The organism is Variovorax restrictus (genome assembly GCF_051216715.1).
Taxonomy (GTDB): Bacteria; Pseudomonadota; Gammaproteobacteria; order Burkholderiales; family Burkholderiaceae_C; genus Variovorax.
Genome location: NZ_JBPJZH010000006.1, coordinates 1 through 21,826 on the forward strand (window position 1 = coordinate 1; position 21,826 = coordinate 21,826).

Below are 21,826 nucleotides of genomic sequence, written 5' to 3' on the forward strand. Positions count from 1 at the left end.
AGGTATCGGCTCCGCGCATCGTCTGGGGTCTTGGGTTGCAACTGTCGGTGGTGTCAACTTCCAACGCTTGAGGGCTGTCGCGCGCCGACTGGGAGAGGTATTTCAGCACCCTGCTAGTCATCGGCTAGTCTGCATCGGACGCCGGCTACTTTCCGCATACGCGTTCGGCGAGGCGTTCTTAACGACACGCGTGGAATCTGCTTAGGGGATGCCGTCGAGCTGGCAAGGCCTGGCGTGGCAGAGACCAAACCTGATGGAGTGACACCAGCCCGGCCTAAGCTTTCACTTGTGAATCGCCCCGGCTTTCAAGGAGGCCGGTTGGTTTAAGTCAGACCGCCACCGCGGTGGCCTGAGCGGCGAGTTGCCGGTAGTAGTTTGCCTCGGCTTCTGCCGGCGGGATGTACCCGATGGGTTCGAGCAGGCGATGGTGGTTGAACCAGGATACCCATTCGAGCGTCGCGAACTCCACGGCTTCCTTTGTTTTCCAAGGTGCTCGGCGATGGATGAGTTCGGCCTTGTAGAGCCCGTTGATGGTCTCGGCCAAGGCGTTGTCATAGCTGTCGCCCTTGCTGCCCACCGAAGGCTCGATGCCGGCTTCGGCCAGCCGTTCGGAGTACCGGATGCTGACGTATTGCGACCCTCTGTCGCTGTGGCATATCAGGCCCCCGTCGCGCTCGGGTTGCCGGGCATACAGGGCTTGCTCCAGCGCATCGAGCACGAAATCCGTTCGCATTGAACTGCTCACGCGCCAGCCCACGATGCGACGGGCGAGCACGTCGATGACGAAGGCCACGTACAACCAGCCCTGCCAGGTCGAGACGTACGTGAAGTCGCTGATCCACAGTTGGTTCGGTTGCTGCGCCCTGAACTGCCGGTTGACCCGGTCCATCGGGCACGCGGCCTTGGCATCACCGACCGTGGTTCGCACGACCTTGCCACGCATCACGCCGCGCAGCCCCAGCTTACGCATCAATCGCTCGACCGTGCAGCGGGCGACGGCCACACCTTCGCGTGCCAGTTGCCGCCACACCTTGTCGGCACCGTAGACCTGCATGTTGGCCTGCCAGACACGTTGAATCTGCTGCGCCAGCACCTCGTCCCGATGGGCTCGGGCACAGCGTTTGTGGGGCTCCCGCAGCAGCGCTGCATGGCGTCGATACGCTGACGGGGCGACCTGCAAGACCTTGCAGAGCGGCTCGACCCCGAAGGTATCGCGATGCTTGTCGATGAAGTCCCTCAGGACTTGAGTCGGCGGACGAGCTCCGCCTGGGCGAAGAACGCGCTGGCCAGCTTCAGGATCTCGTTGGCCCGACGCAGTTCCTTGTTCTCGCGCTCCAGTTCCTTCATCCGCTGGGCCTCGCTGGTTGTGACGCCCTCGCGCACGCCGCTATCGACTTCGACACGCTTGACCCATTCATGCAGCGTCTGCGGCACGCAGCCGATCTTCGGTGCGATCGATTCGATGGCTGCCCACAACGACGGGTACTCCCCTCGGTGCTCTTGCACCATCCTCACGGCCCATTCACGGACCTCGGGTGAGAACTTGTTCGACTTCTTCATGGCTCAATCCTCTCAGAGTGTTGAGCCTCCTCAAAAACCGGGGCGATTCAAAAACGTACGAGTCGTACCGGTGAAGTTGAATCGCATCAGTCCGATGCACCCGCGCGTAGGGCGCGGCGGAACTCGGACGATAAGTCACATAGAGCATCGGGCGGCGATCACCCTTGTTGGGTCAGTTGGCGGACGCACTGGAGCCCGAGGATGCCAATGCCGTCGCGAGTTGGAAGAGCTGTGTCATGCTCACGATTGACCGCGAGACGAGACGGCAGCTTGTGGAGCATCAAGCGCGCAATGAGCGCTTCGAATACCATCTCATTCTGAGCTCTCCGTGAGCTAGCGTTGCTCGAGCGAATTGCCATTCTTCCCTGGCCAGGAACGTGGGGCCCCGCATTCCAGGAGCGGCACCTATTTCGAGTAGAGCAGGGGCACCGTTCAGCACCAGCAACCGGCTTGCCGCGCCGGTTCACCGCTTCCCGATGGTCGAGCTGGGGGCGGCGGTCGTAACGGGTCGGCAGGATAAGTTCGGCGAGGGGAACAGCAGGCACTTGCCAACTGCCGGCGGGTATGACCCACGTCCGGTGTCGGCTGAGTCGGCCGTCCTATAGCTGCCACTCGGACCAGCGCAGGCCATTAAACTGAAGGTCGGCTTGATAGCGCTAACCGTGAGTACGCTGGCCGCAGGCGACAGGCCGCAACCGCTGCAAAGCCACCGCCTTTTTTAGGGCACGACGAGCACGAAGCCGATCTTTCGATCGAAATGGCCGGTCCCGATCGACGTCACGCCGGAATTACTTCAGAGGCGATGAAGCCGCTTAAGGTAGCGCCACCTAACATCTTTGAGGCCGCACCCGCCAACCTTCGTGACGCGTGGCTATAGGGTCGGGCAGGGCGCCAAGCGCCAACCCTCGGGGGCCAGGAGCTCACAGCGGCACGTTGGCGATCGGGATCTGGCTGTCGTCGGTCTTGCCAGCGTACCCGCGGAGGAATCGAGCCATCCGCTCCAGTCGCTGCGCCTGCGCGTCGCTCATCCCCAATTCCGCATCGATCCTACTTAAGGCTTCTCGCTGCGCTTCAATAAGCCGGGCTCGAGCGGCAGCCACCGCCAGCATCGAGGGAATCGTCTTCTTGAAGTTCGTCGCGCCAAGCTTCGCGATACCGAAGACCGCGAGTCCGGCCCACCCGACGGGGCCGATCAGGGCGGCCATGGTGCTGCTCATACTGGTGTATACGGCAAAGGGCAGCGTGACGCCAAATGCGCCCGCCGCGGCGGCGAGTGCGGTCGACGCTCCGGTGTACAGGGCAAACCCGCTGAGGTTGGCCACCACGATACCTCCCGCCGCCGTTACGATGCCTGCACCTCTGACAGGGCCGCCCAGGACCGCGATGAGTTTGGCGCGCTCTTCCGGCGATGCGCTGTTCAACCTGGCAGTGAGTACCGCTTCAATCGCAAGTCGTTCCACCTCGGCAACCGGCGTGGCGACAGTAAGACCTACGACGCCGATCTTCTCGGCGGCATCTTGGGCAACCTGCCTGTAGGGTAACGGCGCGCCTCCGAGCACGTTTCGAGCGCTGTGGGTGCCCGCCTTGCGGAGGGCCGTGGCGATGCTACCGGCGCCCCCCACTGTGTCGACGTTGAGTACCTTTCCAAGATTGCCGCGCTCCGCGCTGCTCATCTGGGAGATGAGGTCCTCCAAGGAAGTCGTCGAGTAGTCGAAGCGCGTCTGCACCAGGCGTTCACCTTCGAGGCTTTTCCGGGAGGGTGCCCAGGCTTCCTGCTCCCGGGCCTGCACCTGCCGCAGCTTGCCCAGGGAGATCGAGGGTGGCGATGGGCGAATGGGGAATGAACCATTCTGGCGTCCGTCTGGCTGAGTAATATTGATACGGTCCACCCGGCGCTTGTCGCAAATGAGGTAGACGGCAAGAAAACAGAACGTGCCTGCGATGACGCCCCAAAAGATCCAAGCAGGAGAAAAGTTCTGCACGGTCGTGCGGCCTTATTTATGCGTAGATGTATGCAAGCATAGGTTAATCAGGGGGAGGCATGTTCGCATCGACGGTCCGTTCTACTCCAAATTTGAGCTCGGCACCTGTTTTGCTTGCTTTCTATGTCTGAGCCTGTGCATGCGTTTTCATTACAGTCGCAGAAGCTTCGATTGCGTGTCTCCGTGCTCATATTGCATACTTGACTCGGCTCGACTTTTGTCACGCCCACCCGTCTACGCGAAGCAGGCAGATGCTCTCACACGCGGCAGTCGCCAGTTGCATGCGAGACTAGAGCGCTCGCGCGCAGGGACAAATCAAACTTTAGGTGGAATCCGAATGCCCGAGCTACTGCAAGGAAACGTTTTTGACCATGTCAGCGGGCCTTCTACTCGACTAGTGGTTGTGTTCGGACACAAAGGCTTCAATTCCATGGGCGCCAGTTGGATAAAGTTCGCTCAGGATTTGGGGCCCTTTGCCAGCGTCAACGATCCCTTCGAGATGTATGAGGAACCGCAGCAGGTTGGCGGCCACTGGATCATGTTCGTTCACGCTCAGGGCCATGCGTCGCCCGCACTTCTCATGGAAAGTCTGCTGCATGCACTCGCATGGGCCCGCGACAAAGGCATCAGCACCGTTGTGACAAACGGTGCCGCCGCGGCATCGATGCATATAGCCGGACCGGGTGAGAAGCGGCGACTTGCTGACTGCCGGGCCCGCTGGTTGATGGCCCTCTGCGCCGAGCTTGAATCGCTTGAGCGGGTTCGATGGGTGCTCACTAGCCTTGACGACGTTTACGTGCGCAATCGGCAGGCCTTAGACAACTCTGATGCGTAAGCTGCGGCCGTTAAAGGGCGAACTGATTAGCTTCTCCGTTCTGTGCACTCGCATTTGGTTCGTCTGCTTGTTCGCGTTAAAGCATGAGTTAACTGAGGCCGGGTTGGCGCCGCGCTCCTTGCCGCAGGAAGCGTTCGCGCGAAAACAACGTTGAGTAACTCTGAAGTGATCGGACCGCCGTGTGCGAACTCCCGCAGACGATGTCGACCTCGAACCTTTCCCGCGATGCAGGAATCGCGCCTCAATGCTCAAAGGTGCTTAAGCACACGCTGGTCCCCGGGGTGTGTGAGCAGTCCGTAGAGATGGTGTGGCGTCGTGAGCACGACGGCCTGTGTCTCCCATCCGGCGTCTCCGGGGCATCCAGCCAAGCGCTCTGCGATGTAGAAGCGCGTGTAGGTCATGCTCCGTGGGACATCACAGAGATACGAACGCAGTCGAACCTTAAGCCCAGTTTCCTCGAAGACTTCGATGATCGCCGTCGCGGCGAGGCTGCGACCATCCGTTCTTCCTTTCGGAAAAGTAAATTCATGTCCTCCGAAGCCGTTGGTGGGTGCAACGCACCAGATGCGGCCATCACTTTCAATGACAACTGCTCCGGCGGCTGGCCTTAGTCCCACCGGGCAGTCGAACGATGGTTCCGCAAAGGGCACCAGCGATGCGAGGGCCTCCCAGCCGGCGTCGTCAGTCGGAGAGATCATCCAAGACGAGAAAGGCAACCCGTGGAGAATTCCTCCGACGGCCAAGCCCGGGATCGCGCGCGCTTCGGCTTGTGCATCCGTCCACGCCGCGGCCGGTGAAGCCAGATGGGGGCTCCTAATAAGAACTCGGCGTCCCGAGTTGTCAGTGCGCGGGTGGTAAGTTGATGATGGGCCCGCTGTCATATGGATCGCGTACAGCTATGCATGATGAATCATAAGGCAGTGGTGCTGATTGAACTTCGGTCGGTGGCGGCTGGGGCGGCTTGGAGCAGGCGATATAAAGGTGCATTCGATCGCGAGGCGCAAACGCCGTGCGGATCCTCGCGGGCGCAGAGCACGGATCTCGCGAGGTACATGCAAGCAGGGCGATCCTGCCCGTAGTTAGTCTTCTGCCGATCGTGCCGATCGTGCCCATCGTGCCCATCGTGCCGATATAGGCGGTCGCGTTCGCTGCATCTGCACGAAAGCTTACCGTGGCCTGCGCGTCTGGAAACCGGGGCGCCGGGTGGGGCGCCCCGTCTTGATGTTTTGGCACCGCATCAGACGCGCAAATTTTCCTTCCGGCACAACGTGAGCCGCTATCCTCTCGCTCGGGGAATTAATCATGAAAATGCACTTCAAGCGTCTGGCGGACACCGCTGGCGACGTTGCCAGGGGCGTTGGGACCAAAGTTGTAGCGGCCGGCGAAGCTGGCAGGTCCCTAGCTGTGGCTGCTTCAAACAGCTCAAGTGATGCTGCGCGCGCTGTAGCGTCTAACGTGCAGAGCGGGCTGAAGTCTACGATGGTGGGGGTCGGCGATGCGGCGCATGCGGCAGGCAGGGCTGTGCGCGCGGCGGGTGGTGTTGCAGGAGCGGTCGGTGCCAGTGCTGCCCGTACGGCGTCGACGGTCGGACGGACTTTACTCGATCAAAATGGCGATGGGCAACTCGACCAGGCCGACGTCAAAATCGCGACTGAAAAAACTGCTGCAGCGGTCAAGGCAGTGACGGCAGAGGTGGCATCTTCCGACCTTGCTAAGGACGCTGCCACGGGGGCTGCGATAGGCGCTGTACTCGCCGTTCCGATCCCGCTGGTGGGGCCCATGGCCGGTGCCGTAGTCGGCGCCCTCGTGGGATCAATCGCTAGTCTGCGCAAGAAGAAGTGACGGCGATGGCTACGCTGCGCGCGGCCCCACGCGCCAAGCGTCAACGGAAAATCTGATTCAGTAATGCTTGGGCTTCAACTTGTCATTGCGACGGCAAGCTTCTTCCTTTTTGCCCTTCTTCAGTTCGTTTTAGGGCGAAGTTGAAAGGTGTGAAGCGCCCGTGGCTAAGGCTGCTTTGGGGAGGGCTGTTCGCAGCGTTGTATTGCTACGGGCTGCCGCTGTGGTGGTGGCGCTATGGCATTCGGAACGCATTGAAGCTGTTGTCGGCATGTATCGCGTTCCCGGCGCTTTTGGGTTTTGCGCTGCGCATGGCCGAAGGGCTTATGGCCGGGTACGAGTCTTTGCTGTTCTCGATGCTGTTCTCGATCCCGGTCCGGGCAGTCGCCGGTTTTTGGCTTGTGCGAGTTGACGAACGATGGACAGCCGAAATCGCTGCTAAGCGGCACTCAGATAGGCCCTGAGCCTAGGACTGATGTGGAAGCGTTGCGACGCCGCTCTTGGTCGAACACGACAAGGCTCTAGTTAGCGAGAGAGGCGTGGTTCCAAGTGGATTTCGGCGGGACGGCAGGTCGAACGTCCAGAAACTGCCGCTTCTGCACAGACTCGAACCCGTTAGAAGAACAAGCGATTATCCCAAGGGGGTACAAGCGGGGGTACACAGGTTTCTCACTGGTCCAATTGATGAGACTTTATGCGGCTCTAGAGCGATCATTCGATCGCTTTCACAGCGACGCCTCCGGCATCCTGGGCGCGCAGGCCGACCTGGTCGACCGGCTGTACACGGCAGGCGCGACGCCGGCGGACGCCGCGGCGCAGCTCGATGCGGTGGACGCAGCATGAACGACACGCGTCGCAAGGAAATCGATGCCATCCGCGCGCGGATCGATGCGCTTCGCAACGAGGCCGAGTCCATCCGAGGCGACATTTCCACGGTCCAGTCGGAAGAGCAGGAGTACCGGGACAACATGCCCGACTCCATCGCGGAAGGCGATAAGGGCCAGAAGGCAGATGCAGCCGTCGAAGCCCTGGATTCCGCAGACACCGCGTTTGACGATGTCATCGAGGCCCTCGATGAGGCCCTGTCAAAGCTCGATGAGGCGCGCGTCTGACATGGCGAAGATCAACCCAGTCGCATTCACGCGCAAGAACAAGGCAGGCGAGTCCTACGCCTTCAAGGGCGAGTGCAGCGTCGGCAATGACGGCGTCTTCGGCGTCCACATTCCTGAAGACCTCGTGCCGCTAGCACAGAAGCTGGCCCTGGATCGTCGCAACGAACCCGGCGCAGTGCGCGTCACCAAGGCGCGTGTGAATTGGCGCGCGGAAGCCAGCACGCTCGTCGCATGTGAAGCATTTCTGCGGGCCGTCGTCGAGGAATTCCTCGCTGTTGACGTCAGCCGCGACCGGGTGATCTGCTACGCACACGACAGTGCGATCGCGATCTTCGAGAACGCAGATGGATCGCTCCACCCGAACGGCTCCTTCGGCCACTATCCGACCGGCAAGTGGCGGGGCACGCTTGACGGTTCAAACAAGCAGGACAGTCGCTACCGCATTGCCTTCGTGGCACGCGCCTTCGACCGAGTGACGTACACACGGCCGTCATATGTCAAGGTCGAGTTCCTCCGGCCGGAGGAAGCGCACCACGACACCGGCCCCCTGGGCCGCCTCAACGGCTTTGCCGGGCTAGGCGATTTCGTCCCGACCGAGGCGACGCCTGCCATGCCCTATAGCGACGAGGCTGCCGAATTCTTCGTGAACATGATGCTCGGCATGTGCGCGCTGTCGCGCAAGCTCGACGCGTTCCTGGGTGACCCTGATCGCATTGCACTTGCGATTGCGGGCGGGCAGGGCGTGCTTGGCTACAACGGGAAGGGGTCCGCCAGTGAATCAGCCGACTGACCGCCTGCACACGCCGCTCCGCTGGAAGGCGCCCAACGAGTCCACGCGCGTTATCACCGGAGCGCACCTAATCGCGGCCGCCGCGGTCGAAAAACCCTTCGGTGACCTGGCAAGGACCTACCCATGAACGACGTGATCACCATCATCGACCCAGGTTCGGACGACGACCGGATCAGCCGAATTCAGGGGGAGGGCGATGGCCCCGTGCTTGGGCGCTGGTACTGGGTGCTCAAGAACACCGACTACGCCGGCAAGCCGAAGCCCGATTGGCTCGGCTGCGCCATGAAGGTCGGCTCGAACTTCGTCGAGGTCCACTCGCCCCACACGGACCGCGGCTACAGCTCGGAACGGATCCATTTCGACGAGTTCGTCGACCGCTTGCGCCACGAGCCGAAGGCCGACGAGGTCATCCGCGCACGCATCGGGCACTGGCAGGCCGAATCGGTCCGGCTGCTCGCCGACATCGAGCGTGTCACCCGGTCGCTCGGCATGACACCCCAGGACAAGCTTGGCGCGCCAGCCGCGCAAGGCGAGGCCGCCGGCGGCGCGCTGATGGTGCTGTCGTCGCAAGCTGACCCTAACGCCTACAGCCAGGCGCTCACGGTCGCCAAGGAAGAAACACTGCCCGCGCTCTTCAAGGAAGTTGGGGTCGCGCACGGCAACCTCGCCAAATGGATGAAGGCTCCGGTGATGTCGACGCTCGCGCAGCTGAAGGATCAGGCCGAGATCGTGGCGGACATCGACGATCGCATCTTCAGCGTGAGCCTGTACGCCGGCCTGACCGAGGATGCGGCCCGGATCAAGGACGGTCCGCCGGCCGACATGTCCGACAAGCTCCACGTCATGCAGCGCATGGCTTACATGGACGAGGAATGCCTGGCGAACTACCGCGTCGGCGGGATGGAGTTCAAGGACATCGGCGCATTCGACACCTGGCTCGCCGAGCCGGAGAACCGGGACCGGATCCTGCCATTCCCGCGCACGCTGGTCGCGATGCGCGTGCGGCGCAGCGAAAAGGAACGGCAATGGGACGGCAGGATCCGCACGCTGCTCGTGCACATGGAAGAGCGCGAGCTCGACAAGGCGACGTTCCTCTACATCCGCAACGGCGAGCAGCTCTGGCGAATCACGACGGCCGTGGACTTCGGCGCACTGATTTTTCCTGACCCGACCACATTCAATCCGAGCGAGCCCAAGATGATGAAGCTCTTCTGCGGGCGGGTTCAACAGTTCATCACCGTGGCGGAGTACGAACAGCGTCGCGACGCGGAAGCCGAGCGGGTGCGCAAATCCGAAGAGTGGGAGAAGGCGCGGCCGGACGCTGACCGCAACCCCTACTGGCGCAGCGACCACGATTTCGGTAGCTACCGCTTAGACGATTGGCACCCGTTCAACGCGACGTCCGTCTATTTCGACGATGCCACCAACGAGATCGAGAAACAGATCAAGGAATACAACCGCGTCGCCCTCATCATCCAGGGGCTGTTCGACCGTTCGATGACCCTGCACCCGCACCCGCCCGCGAGAACTTGGACAGCAGAAGGGTTCGACGCCGCGGTGAAGTTGGTCTACGACGGCACCAGCGTGCTGCACTACGGTGAGCCGCCCGACTTCGAGGCCTACCGCGCGCGCTGCAACGCATCGCTCCGCGAGGGTTCAACGACCGTCGGCCAGGACGACGTCTGGGAACGTAATGAGGGCACGAAGGAGAGCGCGCGCCGGGATCGCTCGCCTCATGAGCGAAGTGACCACCGCCCCGAGCGCTACCGCCCCTACGGCAATCCCGGGCCTGGCTACCTCGCGCGGGTGAAGAAATGGACGCGCACGGGCAAGGCGACGTTCGAATGGGAGCGCGAAAAGCGCAGCGGTGACCGGTACTGGGAACAGTCGGTCGCGTGTTCGATCACTGTGCCCGCCACCGAGCTGTTCCACGTCGACGCCTACACGCCCGGGGACTTCCGTCAGTTCTTCGCCGACCCGCGAACGCGCGCCGAATACTTGAAGTGGGCGCCGCTGCTGATCGCCGCTGAAGAATGGCACCATGCCAGAGCCAAACTGGGCGCGAAGTGATCTCGGCCCGCTCCGTGTAGCAATAGACGCGCGCATCCACCTCGACGCCGGGACATGAACAATCAAAACTCCGCCGCCCAGGCACGGACCTAAAAAATGACCAACCATCCGACCCGAGCCAGACCGGTACAAGAAGGCAATCCAGCACCGGAAGAGATCAAGGCCGCCCGAGCGGCCGCAGGCCTCACGCAGCGTGAGGCGGCCGCGCTGATCTGGTACGAGGAGATCGCCTGGAAGCAGTGGGAGGGCGGCACGCGACGAATGCACCCTTGCACCTGGTGGGCGTTCCAACAGCGTGCGCAGGTGCTGGTCGTGACTCCGACGCCATCGTGGCGAGATCTGGGCCTCGGGCTGATCGATATAGCCGGGATCGACTGCCCGCTCTGCGGCTGCGGCGTCGGCGAGTACTGCCATGCCTCCGCGAAGCGCCCCACGCATGCGGGATTCCACGCCCAGCGCGTGAATGCCGCACTGGCTTTGAAATCTTCAAGCGAGACGCCATGATCACCCTCTCACCAACACAACGGCCCACATCGCATCAGTTCCGCATGCTGCCACCCGGGTGCAGCTGGAGCGTTACCTTCGAGACGGAGTGATGGTAGGCATCGCACGTCAAACCGAAAGCGACGATAGTCCGCCCTTCGCGATCTATGTTGCAGAGCAGCAGGATTTCTGGATGCGAAACCCGTAAGGCCGCCCTGGCCAGGGCGCAGGCGCTGGGCTTGTTGATTGCAAAGGAAGCGTAATGGCCAAACCGATGAAGGCCGGCGAAATGCCGGTCGATGACTTGAGCGGACCGGACCTCGACTACTGGGTGGCGAAGGCTGAGCGGCGCGATGACGAGCTGCTGAATACACTGGCAATCCTCGTCGGCTCGAACGGCCGTCTGTGCATGCTCGACGGCGCGCCGTACGCACCCTCGAGCGATATGCTGCTCGGCGGTGAGATCGTGCGGCGCAACTGGATCGGCCTGATGCGACCCTCGAGGGGCCAGACACCGCCACGGTGGCAGGCGCTCGGCGACATGCCCGACGAGGCGATTCGCCGTATATACGGCGTCGGGCACGCGAGCGGCGTCGTATCCGCCTGGGACGTGGACATGCTGGTCGCCGGGATGCGCGTGCGGGTGAAGATGGCCTACGGCGATACGGTGATTCAGCCGGAGCCGGAATCTGTGGCTGCATGAGCAGGTCTCACCTGACCACGTCACCCTCAATGAGAGAGGCTCCTGAGAATACGAGATCGGCCAGCCCTGTCGGCGCGATCGAGCGGACCGGCAAGGGGCGCTGAGCTGCGTGGAGCTACATACACCGTGACCGGTGTCAAATTGCTCCTGTTCGCTGGTGCTGGTGGTCTACCGGCGGGCGACCGGCACGCTGCGCGCACGAGGAACCAGCAACGCGAACGTGCGTTGGACATGTCGAAGGCGTACGGGTTCGGCATGCAGCCTGGTCGCATGAGATCCTCGCCCGGCTAGCCCATCTGCTTGGCCGGCTCGATTCTGATCTGGCCTGCTTAGGCCGCCCCCGCCGGGGCAGTCCAACCTGCCTGCACCGCCACGCGTTGCAGAGCATTGCCGATCACAGCCTGGCGCATGTTCCACCTTCGTGTATGGCCCAAATACCAGCCAGCTTCAAAGGCCGAGCCCAAACGGTCGTTGACGCGAGCAAGCTCGGTTTCGGTCAGCTCGGTGCCCTCACGGGACTGCGGGCTCATCAATGTCTCGCCGCAGCAGGCAAGGTACGCGCTTGCGCCACACAGCAGAAGGATCCGGTGGGATGCGCGTACCTCACCCTGCATTCGCGCCAGGTTCGCGGTCGACAGGACGTCTACCGCGGCAGGCGCAATGAATCCTCGCCCCTCGGCTTCGGTCTTCGGCCACTGTGCGTACGCGTTCGTGCAGGTGATGTGTTTCGCTCGACTGCTTAGAAATGCTGCCTTCTTCGCAAGGCGATCGGCCGTCGCCGCCAACGTTTTAGCCCATACGAAAGTTCCGTGCGCGGCTACCCAGGCAACTTCCGCCTTCCTGAATGCGTGATAAAGGTTCGCACCTTGCTGGCCGAGCAGGGGAATGCCGCCATCTGCTTCATCGGGGCCAGGAGCTTCATTCATTAGCATCACGGAAGCGAGCTCGTCGCCATGGGCGGCAACGATTCGCGGGTCATATGAATGAAGAGAACGCACGGGCATCAGCTGTATCCGATCCTCGGCAAACACCCCATCTCCCCACGGCTGTGGGAGCAGGAGCAGTGGGCCACCCACGGATTTTGGCAGCCGGCGCAGTCCGCGCGCAGTCGATCGCGCCGAAACCGTTCGGCCTCTGCCGGCCTGGGGAGTAGCCGCGCTGCATCACCTGTGCGGCGGCATCTTGGTCTACTCCACACTGCTGCTGCTGGCCAACGCTTTGCTCTGAAGTCGCTGCGGCACCCGCCGCGGCCCGGCGCCCAGCTGGTGCCGCCTTGGGGGCGAGCTAAAACTTTTGAGTCACCGGCCGATAACCGTGAACCATGTACCTCTCTCCCTCTCCCGAAATGGTCTCCGACCTACGAGCGCGGCTGAACAGCCATTGCGAGCCGACGCTCCATCTCGTGTCGCAGGTTACGGCTGTCGATGGAGAGGCATTGCGTCTCAAGGTCCGCGCGACGAGCGCGGTAAGGGACGGAGCGCAAAGGGCATTGGCAAAGCAACACCGCCGTGGAGGGGCGCCTGCAAGCTTGGATGAGCTGACCCTTGCACACGCCAACGCGAAGCAGCATGCGGATGAAGCTCTGAGAAGCTACGCCCGATACCTCAGCGAGGCTCCCGATTTGATGCTTCACCTGCGCCCAAGGTGACGCCCCGGGTCGCCAGCGGCGGGTGGCTTCGCATGGGCGATGACACCGATGCTTCTGATACTTGGATTGGAGTGGTGAGCACGCTCGGCTAGCGTGCGTGCCTGGTGCAAAACGCTGCTGCCGAAACAGCGAATTTGTTTGCGCAGAACGCGCGAACGACGACTTCATCCTCTGGGGTGCCGAGGATGAGATTCGATGACTGGTTCAGGAGTTCCTGAAACGGGTAGTCGTCACTGAGCTGCTGGCGCATTAGCAAGGCACGGTCGAACTCAATTGCAACGACCCTGTCTTGAAGGATTACCTCTTCGATGCCTCGGGCATGACGCTGAACAACAAACCTCACCTTCTGCGCCTTGAGGTCGGAAAAGTGCTGCTGCAAACCCCGTGTGATGACCACAGCACTCTGGGCAAGGTCGGCAAGGATGTTCGCCATGTAGGTCGGCGGGTGATCAATCACGATTTCCAAAGTGCCACCTCCATCGGCGCGTTCCTCGACGAAGACGATTCGGTCACTGAGGTCGGCAATGACGTTGGCTTGAATGGGCGGTTGGGCGTAGTGGTAAGGAGCCCTGAAGAAAAACAGGAACACGCCAAACACGACGACCATCGCGAGCGTGACCCAGACATCAGAGATGCCCCGTTGGCTCGAGTACAGGGGGTGGCGGAGCCGGCAGTCAATCGAGGGCTGGTCAGTCGCCAAGAAACGCGCCTTTTGTTCGAGGAAGAGCTTTGGCATAGTTCACGCTTCTGATGAGCAGCGTGAAGTCACGCCGCGCGGCTGTAAACGCTGACAACGGGGGAGTGCAATCGTCCGGCATCCCTGCAGGGCGCCCAGCTGATCAACTTCTACAGGGGATTCGCGGACTCGTCGATCTTAAAGCCGCCCACGGTTGGTACCAGTCTGCCGGCTTGCCCTTGCGTTGAAGAGGCGGCGGAGCCCTGCTCTAGGTTCCGCCGCGCGCCGGCCGGCGGCGTAGCGTGCCCATCCTGCATGCTCCGTTCAGTGCTCGCGCGCCTCCAATCCGAACCATCGTCGCGGTAGGATCCCGCGGGAAGCACTCTAGGAACGTTCAATGGCCAAGTCCTTCATCAGCATTGCAGGTCGCGAGGAGTGATTCGCGTGATGGGCAAAGCGATCCAAAGGGCGGCCCAGGAAAACCTAGCAGCGGGCCTCCGGACGGCGTCCTTCCTCGACGGGAAGTTGGTTGTTACCCCGGGCGGCTACGGCACGGACCGAATGCCGGACTCATCCGGCATCGCCCCAACACCCCATCAAGACCGCTCATCCCCCCGGCGCAGCCCTTAACCGGGTGCCACTCGAATGACTGCAGCTTACGGACGACTACGGGGGGGTCCGGCTTCTAGGATGCATGCGCCGGGGTGCAGGGTTGCGGCGGAAGCAGTCGGCTTTCAGCGCGTGCGGTAACGCCTGTCGTCGATCTGGTGTGGCACGATGTTGAGCGGATCCCACCTGCAATTGCTCGACCATTCCGAAGGAGCGGCGATGAACGGTATTGCGAATTCTGGGCAAGGCGGCTCGCTCGAGGCGCACACGCCGGCGGCAAGGGCGACATCGGACCCGAGACAAGACGAGTTCATGCTTTTGGAATACGAGTGCATCAGCAAGGAAAGCACTGAGCGCCTCAAGGAACTCTGGTCCATCGAAAAGTTCGGACTCGGCGGCGCGGCGGCGCTCGCAGCATGGCTGCTGACGCACCCATGCGAAGCGCAGATCAGCGGCGGCATAGCCTGGTGGCTGCCGTTGGTATTCGTCGTGATATGCGGCGTTCGCTTCGGCGCCGGCATGAGGCACCTCGACAAGCTTGCGCCAGAGCACATCATGCGGATCGAGCGGCACTTCCTGGGACCGGTTGGCGGGTACGAGTGCTATTTCAGGCCTCTCGCGGGTAAAGAGAAGTGGGAAACCTGGGCTTTCTGGGTCGTATGGGTGGCGGCCGGCCTCGCGGCCGCCGTGCTGATTGCTATGGCGCCAGACCCCGCCGGCCGCGGCGCTGCGTGCAAGGCTGCTGCGACCCCGGACGCAACTGTGGCGAACACGGCCGGTACCGCGTTCCCTGCCGGACAAACTGCAACGCCCTAGGCGCGTCGCCGCACGCCTCACCCGGGTTCAGTGCGCTTGAAGGGCGTGGGAGCTTGAATTCAGCTTGAAGGCACCCACGACGTCGACCAAAGTGCCGGCCTGTTCCTGCATCGACCCTGCCGCTGCAGCCGCTTCTTCAACGAGCGCGGCGTTCTGCTGCGTCACCTGGTCCATCTGCGTGATGGCCTGGTTGATCTGGTCGATCCCTTGGGTCTGTTCCTGGCTGGCAGACGAGATCTCTCCCATGATGTCGGTCACACGGCGAACGCTGGCGACGATCTCCTGCATCGTCTTGCCGGCTTCCTCCACCTGGAGACTGCCCGCGGCGACCTTGTTGACCGAGTCGTCGATCAGGACCTTGATCTCCTTGGCTGCAGCGGCCGAGCGCTGCGCGAGACTGCGCACTTCGGACGCAACAACTGCAAATCCGCGACCCTGTTCACCCGCGCGTGCGGCTTCGACGGCAGCATTGAGCGCGAGGATGTTCGTCTGGAACGCAATGCCGTCGATGACGGCGATGATGTCGACGATTTTCTTGGACGACGTGTTGATCGACCCCATGGTGTCGACCACCTGGCTCACCACCGAACCACCGCGGATCGCCACTTCCGATGCTGACGCTGCGAGTTGATTCGCCTGGTGCGCGTTGTCAGCGTTTTGCTTGACGGTGGAGGTGAGCTCCTCCATCGAAGCAGCCGTCTGCTGCAGCGAGCTGGCCTGCTCCTCGGTGCGGGAGGAAAGATCCTGGTTGCCGGCGGCGATCTGGCCCGACGCGGTGGCGATGGTGTCCGTACCGTTACGCACTTCTCCGACGACCTTCGCGAGGCTGTCATTCATCGCGCGCAGCGCTTCCATCAGGAGGCCCGTCTCGTCGCGGCTCTGCACCTCGATACGGCTGGTCAGGTCGCCAGCGGCAACAGTCTGGGCCACGTCCACAGCGCGCTGAATGGGGCGTGTGATGCCGCGAGCAAGGACCCACGAGGACCCGGCGCCAAGCAGCAGTGCGATCGTCGTGAGTGCAGCCAGCAAGGACTTTTCACGCGCTGCATCCGATTCCGCCTTCTGGAAGGTGGAGTCCATCAGTTCAGATTGGCGATCGGCGAATGCCTGCACGGTCGCGATGTACGCCGTTCGAGCGGGTACGTACTTGCTTTCCATCAGCTTGCGGAGTTCGTCCGGCGGCATCTGCCCGGCGGCGTCCTTCTTAGCCTTCAAGACCTCGCCGCGTGCGGCGTTGTGTAACTCGCGCACGGCGGCCACCCCGTCCAGTATCTTCTTGTCCTCTTCGGTCGCCACGCGCGACTTCAGTTCGGACTGCAGTTTGGTCACGCCTGCGGAGTGAGTGGCGATCTCGTCGGAGTAGTACTTCTCATCGTCCGCGTTGTCCGCGCGCATCATTGCGATCGTGCGCACCGCGTTCGCTGAGATCGCAGCGACCCAGCGTTCGGCGAGCACCAAGCGCTCCGACGCGTCATTCGTTTCCTGCAAGGCTACCGAGGCGCCGCTCAAGCCGTTGTAGCCCAGCGCGGCTACCGCGCAAACGAGCGCCAGCGTCAGTGCAGAGCCGGTGCCCAGGCGGGTCCCAATTTTCCAATCTTTGAACGACATGATTTTCCTGTGAGGCGTTTGACACTGATGGCGGAGCGCGCAGGAGCGCCCCAAAGAGTTCGTATCGGAGCAAGTCGCGAAGGTCTGAAGAGCGGCAACCTCGGAAATCGGAACTGCATCACGCTGCGCGGCCAAATGTGTCATCGTCGGACGTGCCGAGCACCACAAGAAAGTTGCGGCGCACCAATCGTTTTGCGAGGGCAGGCGTTGTCTCAACGCAGTCGTCGTGTTACGCTTTTCGTCGAGTGTGCCCAGCCGGGTCGGGCACCTCCGAACCGGCCTCTTTGATGACGAAATGCCGGCTCGCTCGCAAGCCCCTCTTGCACCTCCAGACCTGAGCCCTCCGCACGAAGCCGATACCTCGGGGCTAGTGCGTCGACAGACATGCCATCAGTGCCGGTACTCGCACCTGATGGGCCCGCTCACGGCAACCTGCCAGAGCGTCAACGACTTGGCCTCACCAGCCATGGCCCGAAACGGGCCACGCACCACGTCTCGTGGCTGCACCCACAGCCACCAAGGTTCAATTTCGTTCGCAATATTTTTGGAGGTTTTCTTATGATTGTTCTATCGCTCGGCGGAGTCCATGCTCCGGCGCTTTTGCACTTCCATCCGGCCATCCACACGCTCCTTTGCGGTCGTTGGAAGGACCCCCGGCCGGCTACCGACCAGCTGCTGCGTGAACACGCCCGGACGAAAACCGTGCAGGTCAGCGTCGCGAGCCTGGTCGCTGCCACCTTCTCCACACCGATGAGCTTCGTCCGTGCCTACAGTTCGGCGACCCTCGACCCGTTCGATGCGGATCCTCGTTCGCCGGCGCCGCCCTGGCCAACGCCTTCGGGCGTCACTCGAACGCGTTTGCTGCATAGCATCGTGGCTAAGGAGTGGCAGCCACGTGACGAGGACAATGACTTTTCCTACTGGAAGTCGACCCTGGCCCCGAGCGGACAGGCATGCGTCACGTTCGCCACCGAGTTGCTGGAGGTTGAGGAGTTCGAAGTCCGTGACTATCTCGCCGGTCTGGCGCAGGGCATGGACCCAACGAGTCCTGGCCACTGGCTGGCGCCAGAGTTTCCACAACCCACCACCGGAGGTGCAGCATGAACGACACACGGACGATGCTGGAACGCGACGGTGACGATGTGCTCTGGTTGATCCACAAGAGTGCGCACATCCGGAAGATCCATGACAGCCTCTGCCACATCCTGGTGGTCAAGCGATCGACGAGCGTGGCGACGTTGGCGGGGCTGCAGCAGGCCGGCCTCCTGGAGCTCGGATTTAACGGCCGGTACCAGGTGACGAACGTTGGCGATCGTCGCTTGCGCACAGTGGCTGCCTTGCGTTTTGTCGAGGGCGTCGGCGAGGCCCCGACCGTCTTGGGGCACATGCGATTCGACGCATCGAGAGGCCCGGGCGCCGCGGCCGCAGTCGACTCGAGGACGCAGGCCGAGAAGGATGCGGATGAGGTGTTGCGGCTTATCAGCGGTGGCGCCCACATCCGGAAACGTCACGATGGGCTTTGTGAGGTGCTTGTCGTCCGCCACACCACGAGTGTTGTCGAGTTGGAGCACTTGCGGTCGGCCGGGCTCTTGAAGCGCGGGGCCGACGACCAGTATCAGGTCACTGCAGCGGGCATTCGGCGGCTGCAGATCGCGTCGAGCTTTCCTCGCCTCTCAGCCGTCCCACTACTCGTGCCAGACCTGCCTTCGCAGTGTGGGCCCTGCTAGTGCCTTGGCCGGCCAGCACCTCGTCCTGGTGCTGGTTGGCAGATCCGCCGCGATGAGCTCCAAGCGTCGGGCCGTTCAGTTCCAGACAGGACGATAACTTTTGAGCTGCCGCGCCAGGCCACGCATATTGGCCCACACCGCGCGGCGCTCGATGGCTTCCTCACGGTGCAGCTGATCCACGATCCGCCCGAGCAGAGACATCGGCGCGTCATCTAGCAAAGCGTGCAGGTGCGGCTGGATCGCGGATGGCGCATTGCCGTGCATCAATGCCCTGCGCAGCTCTTCATGTTCAACGGCTGGCAGGAAGCTCACACCTGCAGTCATCGCTGCGACCTCGAGTGGAGACCTCGCCGGGGGCGCCTGCGCTCCTGGCGCCTCACCGGTAGCCACATCCAAACGCATCCCAAGCGCCTCGAGTACTGCGGACGCTATGCCGATGCTCAAGTTCTTGATGGTCGCCGTTTCGACACCGTTGACAGTTTTTCGCGAGATCCCGCTGAGCTTGGCCAAAGCTTCCTGCGTAATCCCGATTTCCTTCCTCCGGTTGCGGACGAGGGTGCTGAGTTCCTGGACGGTTGGCATATGCGTGCTTTTGCCCATTATCAGGCGGACTCTAGGAGATTTTCGACCTGTCTGTGTGCTGCTGTGGCGGCGTAAGCGCGCGCTCGGCCATGCCCCGCGGCGCGATGACCAGAACGACGGACATGGTGCAGGCTGCGTGCAGGGCTGAGCAGGCTTCTCGCGACACCGTGACCGAATTCCTGCGAACGCCCGAAAGGTATGCCGCAGCGCGCCAGCCGCACCACTTGTTGAGCGGCTTTCAGAGCAGCCGCCCATGTAGACTTTGGCGGTGTGACTGCAGGCCTTCTGTCCGTCGCGAGTACTTACATGGATCGTCGTGATGAAGAAATTCTTGCCTGCTGTTTTTATTGCCGCCCTGTCTTTGAACGCTAACGCGGCGGTGACGCTTCTCGGCGTAAGCAGTTGCGGGGCGTATGTCAAAAGCGTAGAGGACAACGTTGTCTCGCTTGAGTTTGCGTGGATTGTCGGCTACCTATCTGGGTTGTCGGCCGGAACCGGAGTTGATCTGCTGAAAAATACGGATGGGCCGTCCATACGGTTGTGGATAGAGAAGTACTGCCGTAGTAACCCCCTGAAATCCGTCGACAATGCAACGAATGAACTTGCAATTGAGCTGGCCCGTATGGCGGGGAAGAGAAGTGAGAACCGTCGCTCTGTTGAATGAGAAGGGCGGCACCGGCAAAAGTGTGATCGCCCCCAATTTGCTGCCATAACAACTATTCTGAGGATCTCAAATGCGTTTCCGATTCTGGCTCTGTGTTTGCGCGATGGCACTGTTGGCTGGCTGCCAGGCCAAGGTTGACGGCTCCAGCCCGGAGACGCTTATGCCACGGCCGTGGACCTGGTGAAGGTAGTACCCCTCGCGTTTTCAGGTGGTGGCAGAGGAGCAAGCGCAAGCACACAAACTGAAGAGCTGGCTGTAAACGAGCTCAAACGAGCTGAAGAGGGCCTTGCCCGCGATAAGGCTGCTGCCGCCAAGTAGGCTCGTCGACCCCGCTGCGCCGTCGCTGTGGGCGCTGCGAGCAGGCCGTGTCTTAACCGCCTCGTCGCAGGCTGCCGGCGCGCATCCATGATCATCGGGCTTAGTCGAAGATCAACCGCTGCTGCTTGTCGCTCGCCTCTATGGCATCGGCAGCACCCTGCGTAATCCGCATCCAACTCTCGAAGTCAATGAGGAGGGGCTTTCGTAGCGATTGCACTCTCATGCGCGATCGGCTGCCCCGACGCAGCGCGCCGGGCGCAGTCGGGAGAGAAATTTCCAGTAAGGTCTGTTTGGGCTTTCGCATTCCGCAACTATGGGCGGCCAAGCGCAGTGCGTTGTAGGTCGTCGACTTCGCGTCGCGTCGGGATCCGCGGGTTCTGTCGCTCGGCCCCGCCGGCGCTGAGAAACGCCGCTGTCCCGCAGCGCCGTTGGACGCGTTTGCGAGACGCTGCCAAAATCGGCCGGGTTGACATTTAATCGATCACGAAGGCGAGCACGGCTATGGAAAATACACAGACCCCAGGCCATCTTTTCGGACCGGCCAAGCCAGCCATAGGGTTCTGGTATGGAGAGCGCTTTTTGGGTGAGGCCCTTGGCCACCCGTCGGATGTGCAGGCGGCGCAGTCCGTGTTGCTTGAAAGCATGCGGACCCTCAGCCCCCGCGACCAGGCAGCTCAGACGCAGCTGCTTCGCTACACCCGCGCGAAGCTGTACTGCTCCCAGATTGCTCAGGACATCCCGACTTTCCGCCCCGGCGCGAAACTTTAGGCGAAGCGCGTTGAGCGTCACGGCCGCGCCCCGCTAGCGCCGATGAAAACGCCCGATTCGGGTCGCATTTTGACGCGGGAGTTAATCGGCGAAGAATAGGCGATTCGATCAAGAACGCCGACAAGATGCCATCTGCCGTCCTGGCGCCGACAACGCCCAATTGCCCCTACTGCGGCGAGCCGGAGCTCACCGAGATTCATGAGGTGTGGTCGCCTCGTGAGTTCTCCATGGAAACGTGTTGCGAGCAGATGCACGGTGCGCTCTCAGAGTTTCTCGCCGAGGATCCAAAGCAGGCCGCTGCGTGGTTGCGCAGCAAGGGGCTCGACGCGCTGGTGGGCCACCGATCGCGGCGAGTCGTCGACGATGAGGGCCAGCTGGTGCTGGATTTCAACCTCGAGGTCGTGGACGTCAGTCTCGCAACCGCCAAGGCGTTTGTTGCCAGCCATCACCGTCATTGCAGGGCGCCGGTCGGCTGGCGTTTCGGTGCCGGCATCAGGAATGGCAGCGAGTTGATCGGCGTGATCATGGTGGGCCGGCCGGTCGCGAGGATGCTGGATGCGACCCGGGTCGTGGAGGTGAACCGCCTGTGCATTCGCACCGACATCGCCCCGGACCTGACCTGGAACGCCTGCAGCCAGCTCTACGGCTGGGCAGCGCGCGAGGCCAAGCGGCGCAAGTTCGAGAAAGTCATCACCTACACGCGGCAAGACGAAGTGGGCGCCACGCTCAAGGCCGCCGGCTGGGTCGTCGAGCACACCACAAAGGGGCGTCACTGGAACTCACCAGGGCGGCCCCGCTCGAGCAGTGGCGACGCGGTCGACAAGCTGCGCTGGACGCCGGCGTCGATGGCGCACATTCGCGCAGGTTGTCCGCCAGTGACCGTCCAGGGGATGCTACCGAGCGGAAGCCACGCGACGGCATTGATTGCTGAGACCTGAGGTTTGGACCGCGACGCACGGCTGGCCACCGCCAAAGACGGGCATGCGGCGATCAGAGCGGTAGGCGCTGCCGCGGCGACAGATTTCGGGCGAAAGAC

Annotated in this window: 21 protein-coding genes and 1 other annotated feature; of the genes, 14 read left to right on the top strand and 7 right to left on the bottom strand. The window is 62.3% G+C overall.

What is annotated here, in order from left to right:
* Positions 1–328: 328 nt before the first annotated feature.
* Positions 329–1,560, bottom strand: a protein-coding gene (locus ACSFA0_RS23260) for an IS3 family transposase (protein ID WP_435452628.1) whose coding sequence is annotated in 2 segments (ribosomal slippage) — positions 329–1,272 and positions 1,272–1,560 — 1,233 coding nt in all. Because the reading frame shifts where the segments join, the coding sequence is not laid out codon by codon here.
* Positions 1,166–1,282, bottom strand: a sequence feature (AL1L pseudoknot). (Overlaps the previous gene by 117 nt.)
* A 920-nt stretch (positions 1,561–2,480) precedes the next feature.
* Positions 2,481–3,542, bottom strand: a complete 1,062-nt coding sequence (locus tag ACSFA0_RS23265) for a hypothetical protein (protein WP_435452629.1) — start codon at positions 3,540–3,542, stop codon at positions 2,481–2,483.
* Positions 3,543–3,879: 337 nt separating this feature from the next.
* Between ACSFA0_RS23265 and ACSFA0_RS23270 the strand changes: the two genes are divergently transcribed.
* Entirely contained in the window at positions 3,880–4,377 is a 498-nt protein-coding gene (locus ACSFA0_RS23270) for a hypothetical protein (RefSeq protein ID WP_435452630.1), read from the top strand.
* 248 nt (positions 4,378–4,625) lie between these two features.
* Here ACSFA0_RS23270 and ACSFA0_RS23275 read toward each other — a convergent pair whose 3' ends face one another.
* Positions 4,626–5,258, bottom strand: coding sequence for an NUDIX hydrolase (locus ACSFA0_RS23275; protein WP_435452631.1), 633 nt, complete (start codon positions 5,256–5,258; stop codon positions 4,626–4,628).
* A 421-nt stretch (positions 5,259–5,679) separates the two neighbouring features.
* Here ACSFA0_RS23275 and ACSFA0_RS23280 point away from each other — a divergent pair, with 421 nt between their 5' ends.
* The 7 genes from ACSFA0_RS23280 (at position 5,680) to ACSFA0_RS23310 (ending at position 11,374) form a co-directional block, all read left to right on the top strand.
* Positions 5,680–6,219 carry a hypothetical protein gene (locus tag ACSFA0_RS23280; protein WP_435452632.1) on the top strand — a complete coding sequence of 180 codons (540 nt, stop codon included), beginning with the start codon at positions 5,680–5,682 and terminating at the stop codon, positions 6,217–6,219.
* 681 nt (positions 6,220–6,900) lie between these two features.
* Positions 6,901–7,059, top strand: a complete 159-nt coding sequence (locus ACSFA0_RS23285) for a hypothetical protein (RefSeq protein WP_435452633.1) — start codon at positions 6,901–6,903, stop codon at positions 7,057–7,059.
* Positions 7,056–7,328 (top strand): hypothetical protein, encoded by a 273-nt coding sequence (locus tag ACSFA0_RS23290; RefSeq protein WP_435452634.1) that lies wholly within the window; start codon positions 7,056–7,058, stop codon positions 7,326–7,328. The genes ACSFA0_RS23285 and ACSFA0_RS23290 overlap by 4 nt, the downstream gene beginning before the upstream one ends.
* Position 7,329: 1 nt before the next feature.
* Positions 7,330–8,118: a hypothetical protein gene (locus ACSFA0_RS23295; RefSeq protein WP_435452635.1), complete on the top strand. Its 789-nt coding sequence runs from the start codon at positions 7,330–7,332 to the stop codon at positions 8,116–8,118.
* A gap of 123 nt (positions 8,119–8,241) precedes the next feature.
* Positions 8,242–10,188 carry a hypothetical protein gene (locus ACSFA0_RS23300; RefSeq protein ID WP_435452636.1) on the top strand — a complete coding sequence of 649 codons (1,947 nt, stop codon included), beginning with the start codon at positions 8,242–8,244 and terminating at the stop codon, positions 10,186–10,188.
* Positions 10,189–10,284: 96 nt separating this feature from the next.
* Positions 10,285–10,692 carry a helix-turn-helix domain-containing protein gene (locus ACSFA0_RS23305; protein ID WP_435452637.1) on the top strand — a complete coding sequence of 136 codons (408 nt, stop codon included), beginning with the start codon at positions 10,285–10,287 and terminating at the stop codon, positions 10,690–10,692.
* A 241-nt stretch (positions 10,693–10,933) separates the two neighbouring features.
* The gene (locus tag ACSFA0_RS23310; RefSeq protein ID WP_435452638.1) at positions 10,934–11,374 is read left to right on the top strand and encodes a phage protein NinX family protein; all 441 of its coding nucleotides are present in this window, start codon (positions 10,934–10,936) and stop codon (positions 11,372–11,374) included.
* Between the two features lie 329 nt (positions 11,375–11,703).
* On the opposite strand, the gene ACSFA0_RS23315 is transcribed toward ACSFA0_RS23310, so the two are convergent.
* Both ACSFA0_RS23315 and ACSFA0_RS23320 read right to left on the bottom strand, forming a co-directional pair.
* Positions 11,704–12,405: a uracil-DNA glycosylase family protein gene (locus ACSFA0_RS23315; protein WP_435452639.1), complete on the bottom strand. Its 702-nt coding sequence runs from the start codon at positions 12,403–12,405 to the stop codon at positions 11,704–11,706.
* Positions 12,406–13,110: 705 nt separating this feature from the next.
* Complete coding sequence (locus tag ACSFA0_RS23320) at positions 13,111–13,758, bottom strand: hypothetical protein (protein ID WP_435452640.1); 648 nt, start codon at positions 13,756–13,758, stop codon at positions 13,111–13,113.
* A gap of 768 nt (positions 13,759–14,526) precedes the next feature.
* Here ACSFA0_RS23320 and ACSFA0_RS23325 point away from each other — a divergent pair.
* Complete coding sequence (locus ACSFA0_RS23325; protein WP_435452641.1) at positions 14,527–15,123, top strand: hypothetical protein; 597 nt, start codon at positions 14,527–14,529, stop codon at positions 15,121–15,123.
* A gap of 27 nt (positions 15,124–15,150) precedes the next feature.
* Here the strand turns inward: ACSFA0_RS23325 and ACSFA0_RS23330 are convergent, their stop codons facing one another.
* Positions 15,151–16,731, bottom strand: coding sequence for a methyl-accepting chemotaxis protein (locus ACSFA0_RS23330; RefSeq protein WP_435452642.1), 1,581 nt, complete (start codon positions 16,729–16,731; stop codon positions 15,151–15,153).
* A gap of 558 nt (positions 16,732–17,289) precedes the next feature.
* On the opposite strand from ACSFA0_RS23330, the gene ACSFA0_RS23335 reads away from it, so the two are divergent.
* Together ACSFA0_RS23335 and ACSFA0_RS23340 are read left to right on the top strand one after the other, a co-directional pair.
* On the top strand, positions 17,290–17,835 hold the full coding sequence (locus ACSFA0_RS23335; RefSeq protein WP_435452643.1) for a hypothetical protein: 546 nt from the start codon (positions 17,290–17,292) through the stop codon (positions 17,833–17,835).
* Positions 17,832–18,458, top strand: coding sequence for a hypothetical protein (locus ACSFA0_RS23340; protein ID WP_435452644.1), 627 nt, complete (start codon positions 17,832–17,834; stop codon positions 18,456–18,458). Before ACSFA0_RS23335 ends, ACSFA0_RS23340 begins: the two co-directional genes overlap by 4 nt.
* 75 nt (positions 18,459–18,533) lie before the next feature.
* Here ACSFA0_RS23340 and ACSFA0_RS23345 read toward each other — a convergent pair whose 3' ends face one another.
* Entirely contained in the window at positions 18,534–19,058 is a 525-nt protein-coding gene (locus tag ACSFA0_RS23345; RefSeq protein WP_435452645.1) for a helix-turn-helix transcriptional regulator, read from the bottom strand.
* Positions 19,059–19,359: 301 nt separating this feature from the next.
* On the opposite strand from ACSFA0_RS23345, the gene ACSFA0_RS23350 reads away from it, so the two are divergent.
* The 3 genes from ACSFA0_RS23350 to ACSFA0_RS23360 all read left to right on the top strand — a co-directional run bounded on the left by ACSFA0_RS23350 (position 19,360) and on the right by ACSFA0_RS23360 (position 21,728).
* The gene (locus ACSFA0_RS23350; protein ID WP_435452646.1) at positions 19,360–19,704 is read left to right on the top strand and encodes a hypothetical protein; all 345 of its coding nucleotides are present in this window, start codon (positions 19,360–19,362) and stop codon (positions 19,702–19,704) included.
* 819 nt (positions 19,705–20,523) lie between these two features.
* Complete coding sequence (locus ACSFA0_RS23355; RefSeq protein ID WP_435452647.1) at positions 20,524–20,790, top strand: hypothetical protein; 267 nt, start codon at positions 20,524–20,526, stop codon at positions 20,788–20,790.
* A 125-nt stretch (positions 20,791–20,915) separates the two neighbouring features.
* Positions 20,916–21,728, top strand: a complete 813-nt coding sequence (locus ACSFA0_RS23360) for an XF1762 family protein (protein ID WP_435452648.1) — start codon at positions 20,916–20,918, stop codon at positions 21,726–21,728.
* Positions 21,729–21,826: the final 98 nt, after the last annotated feature.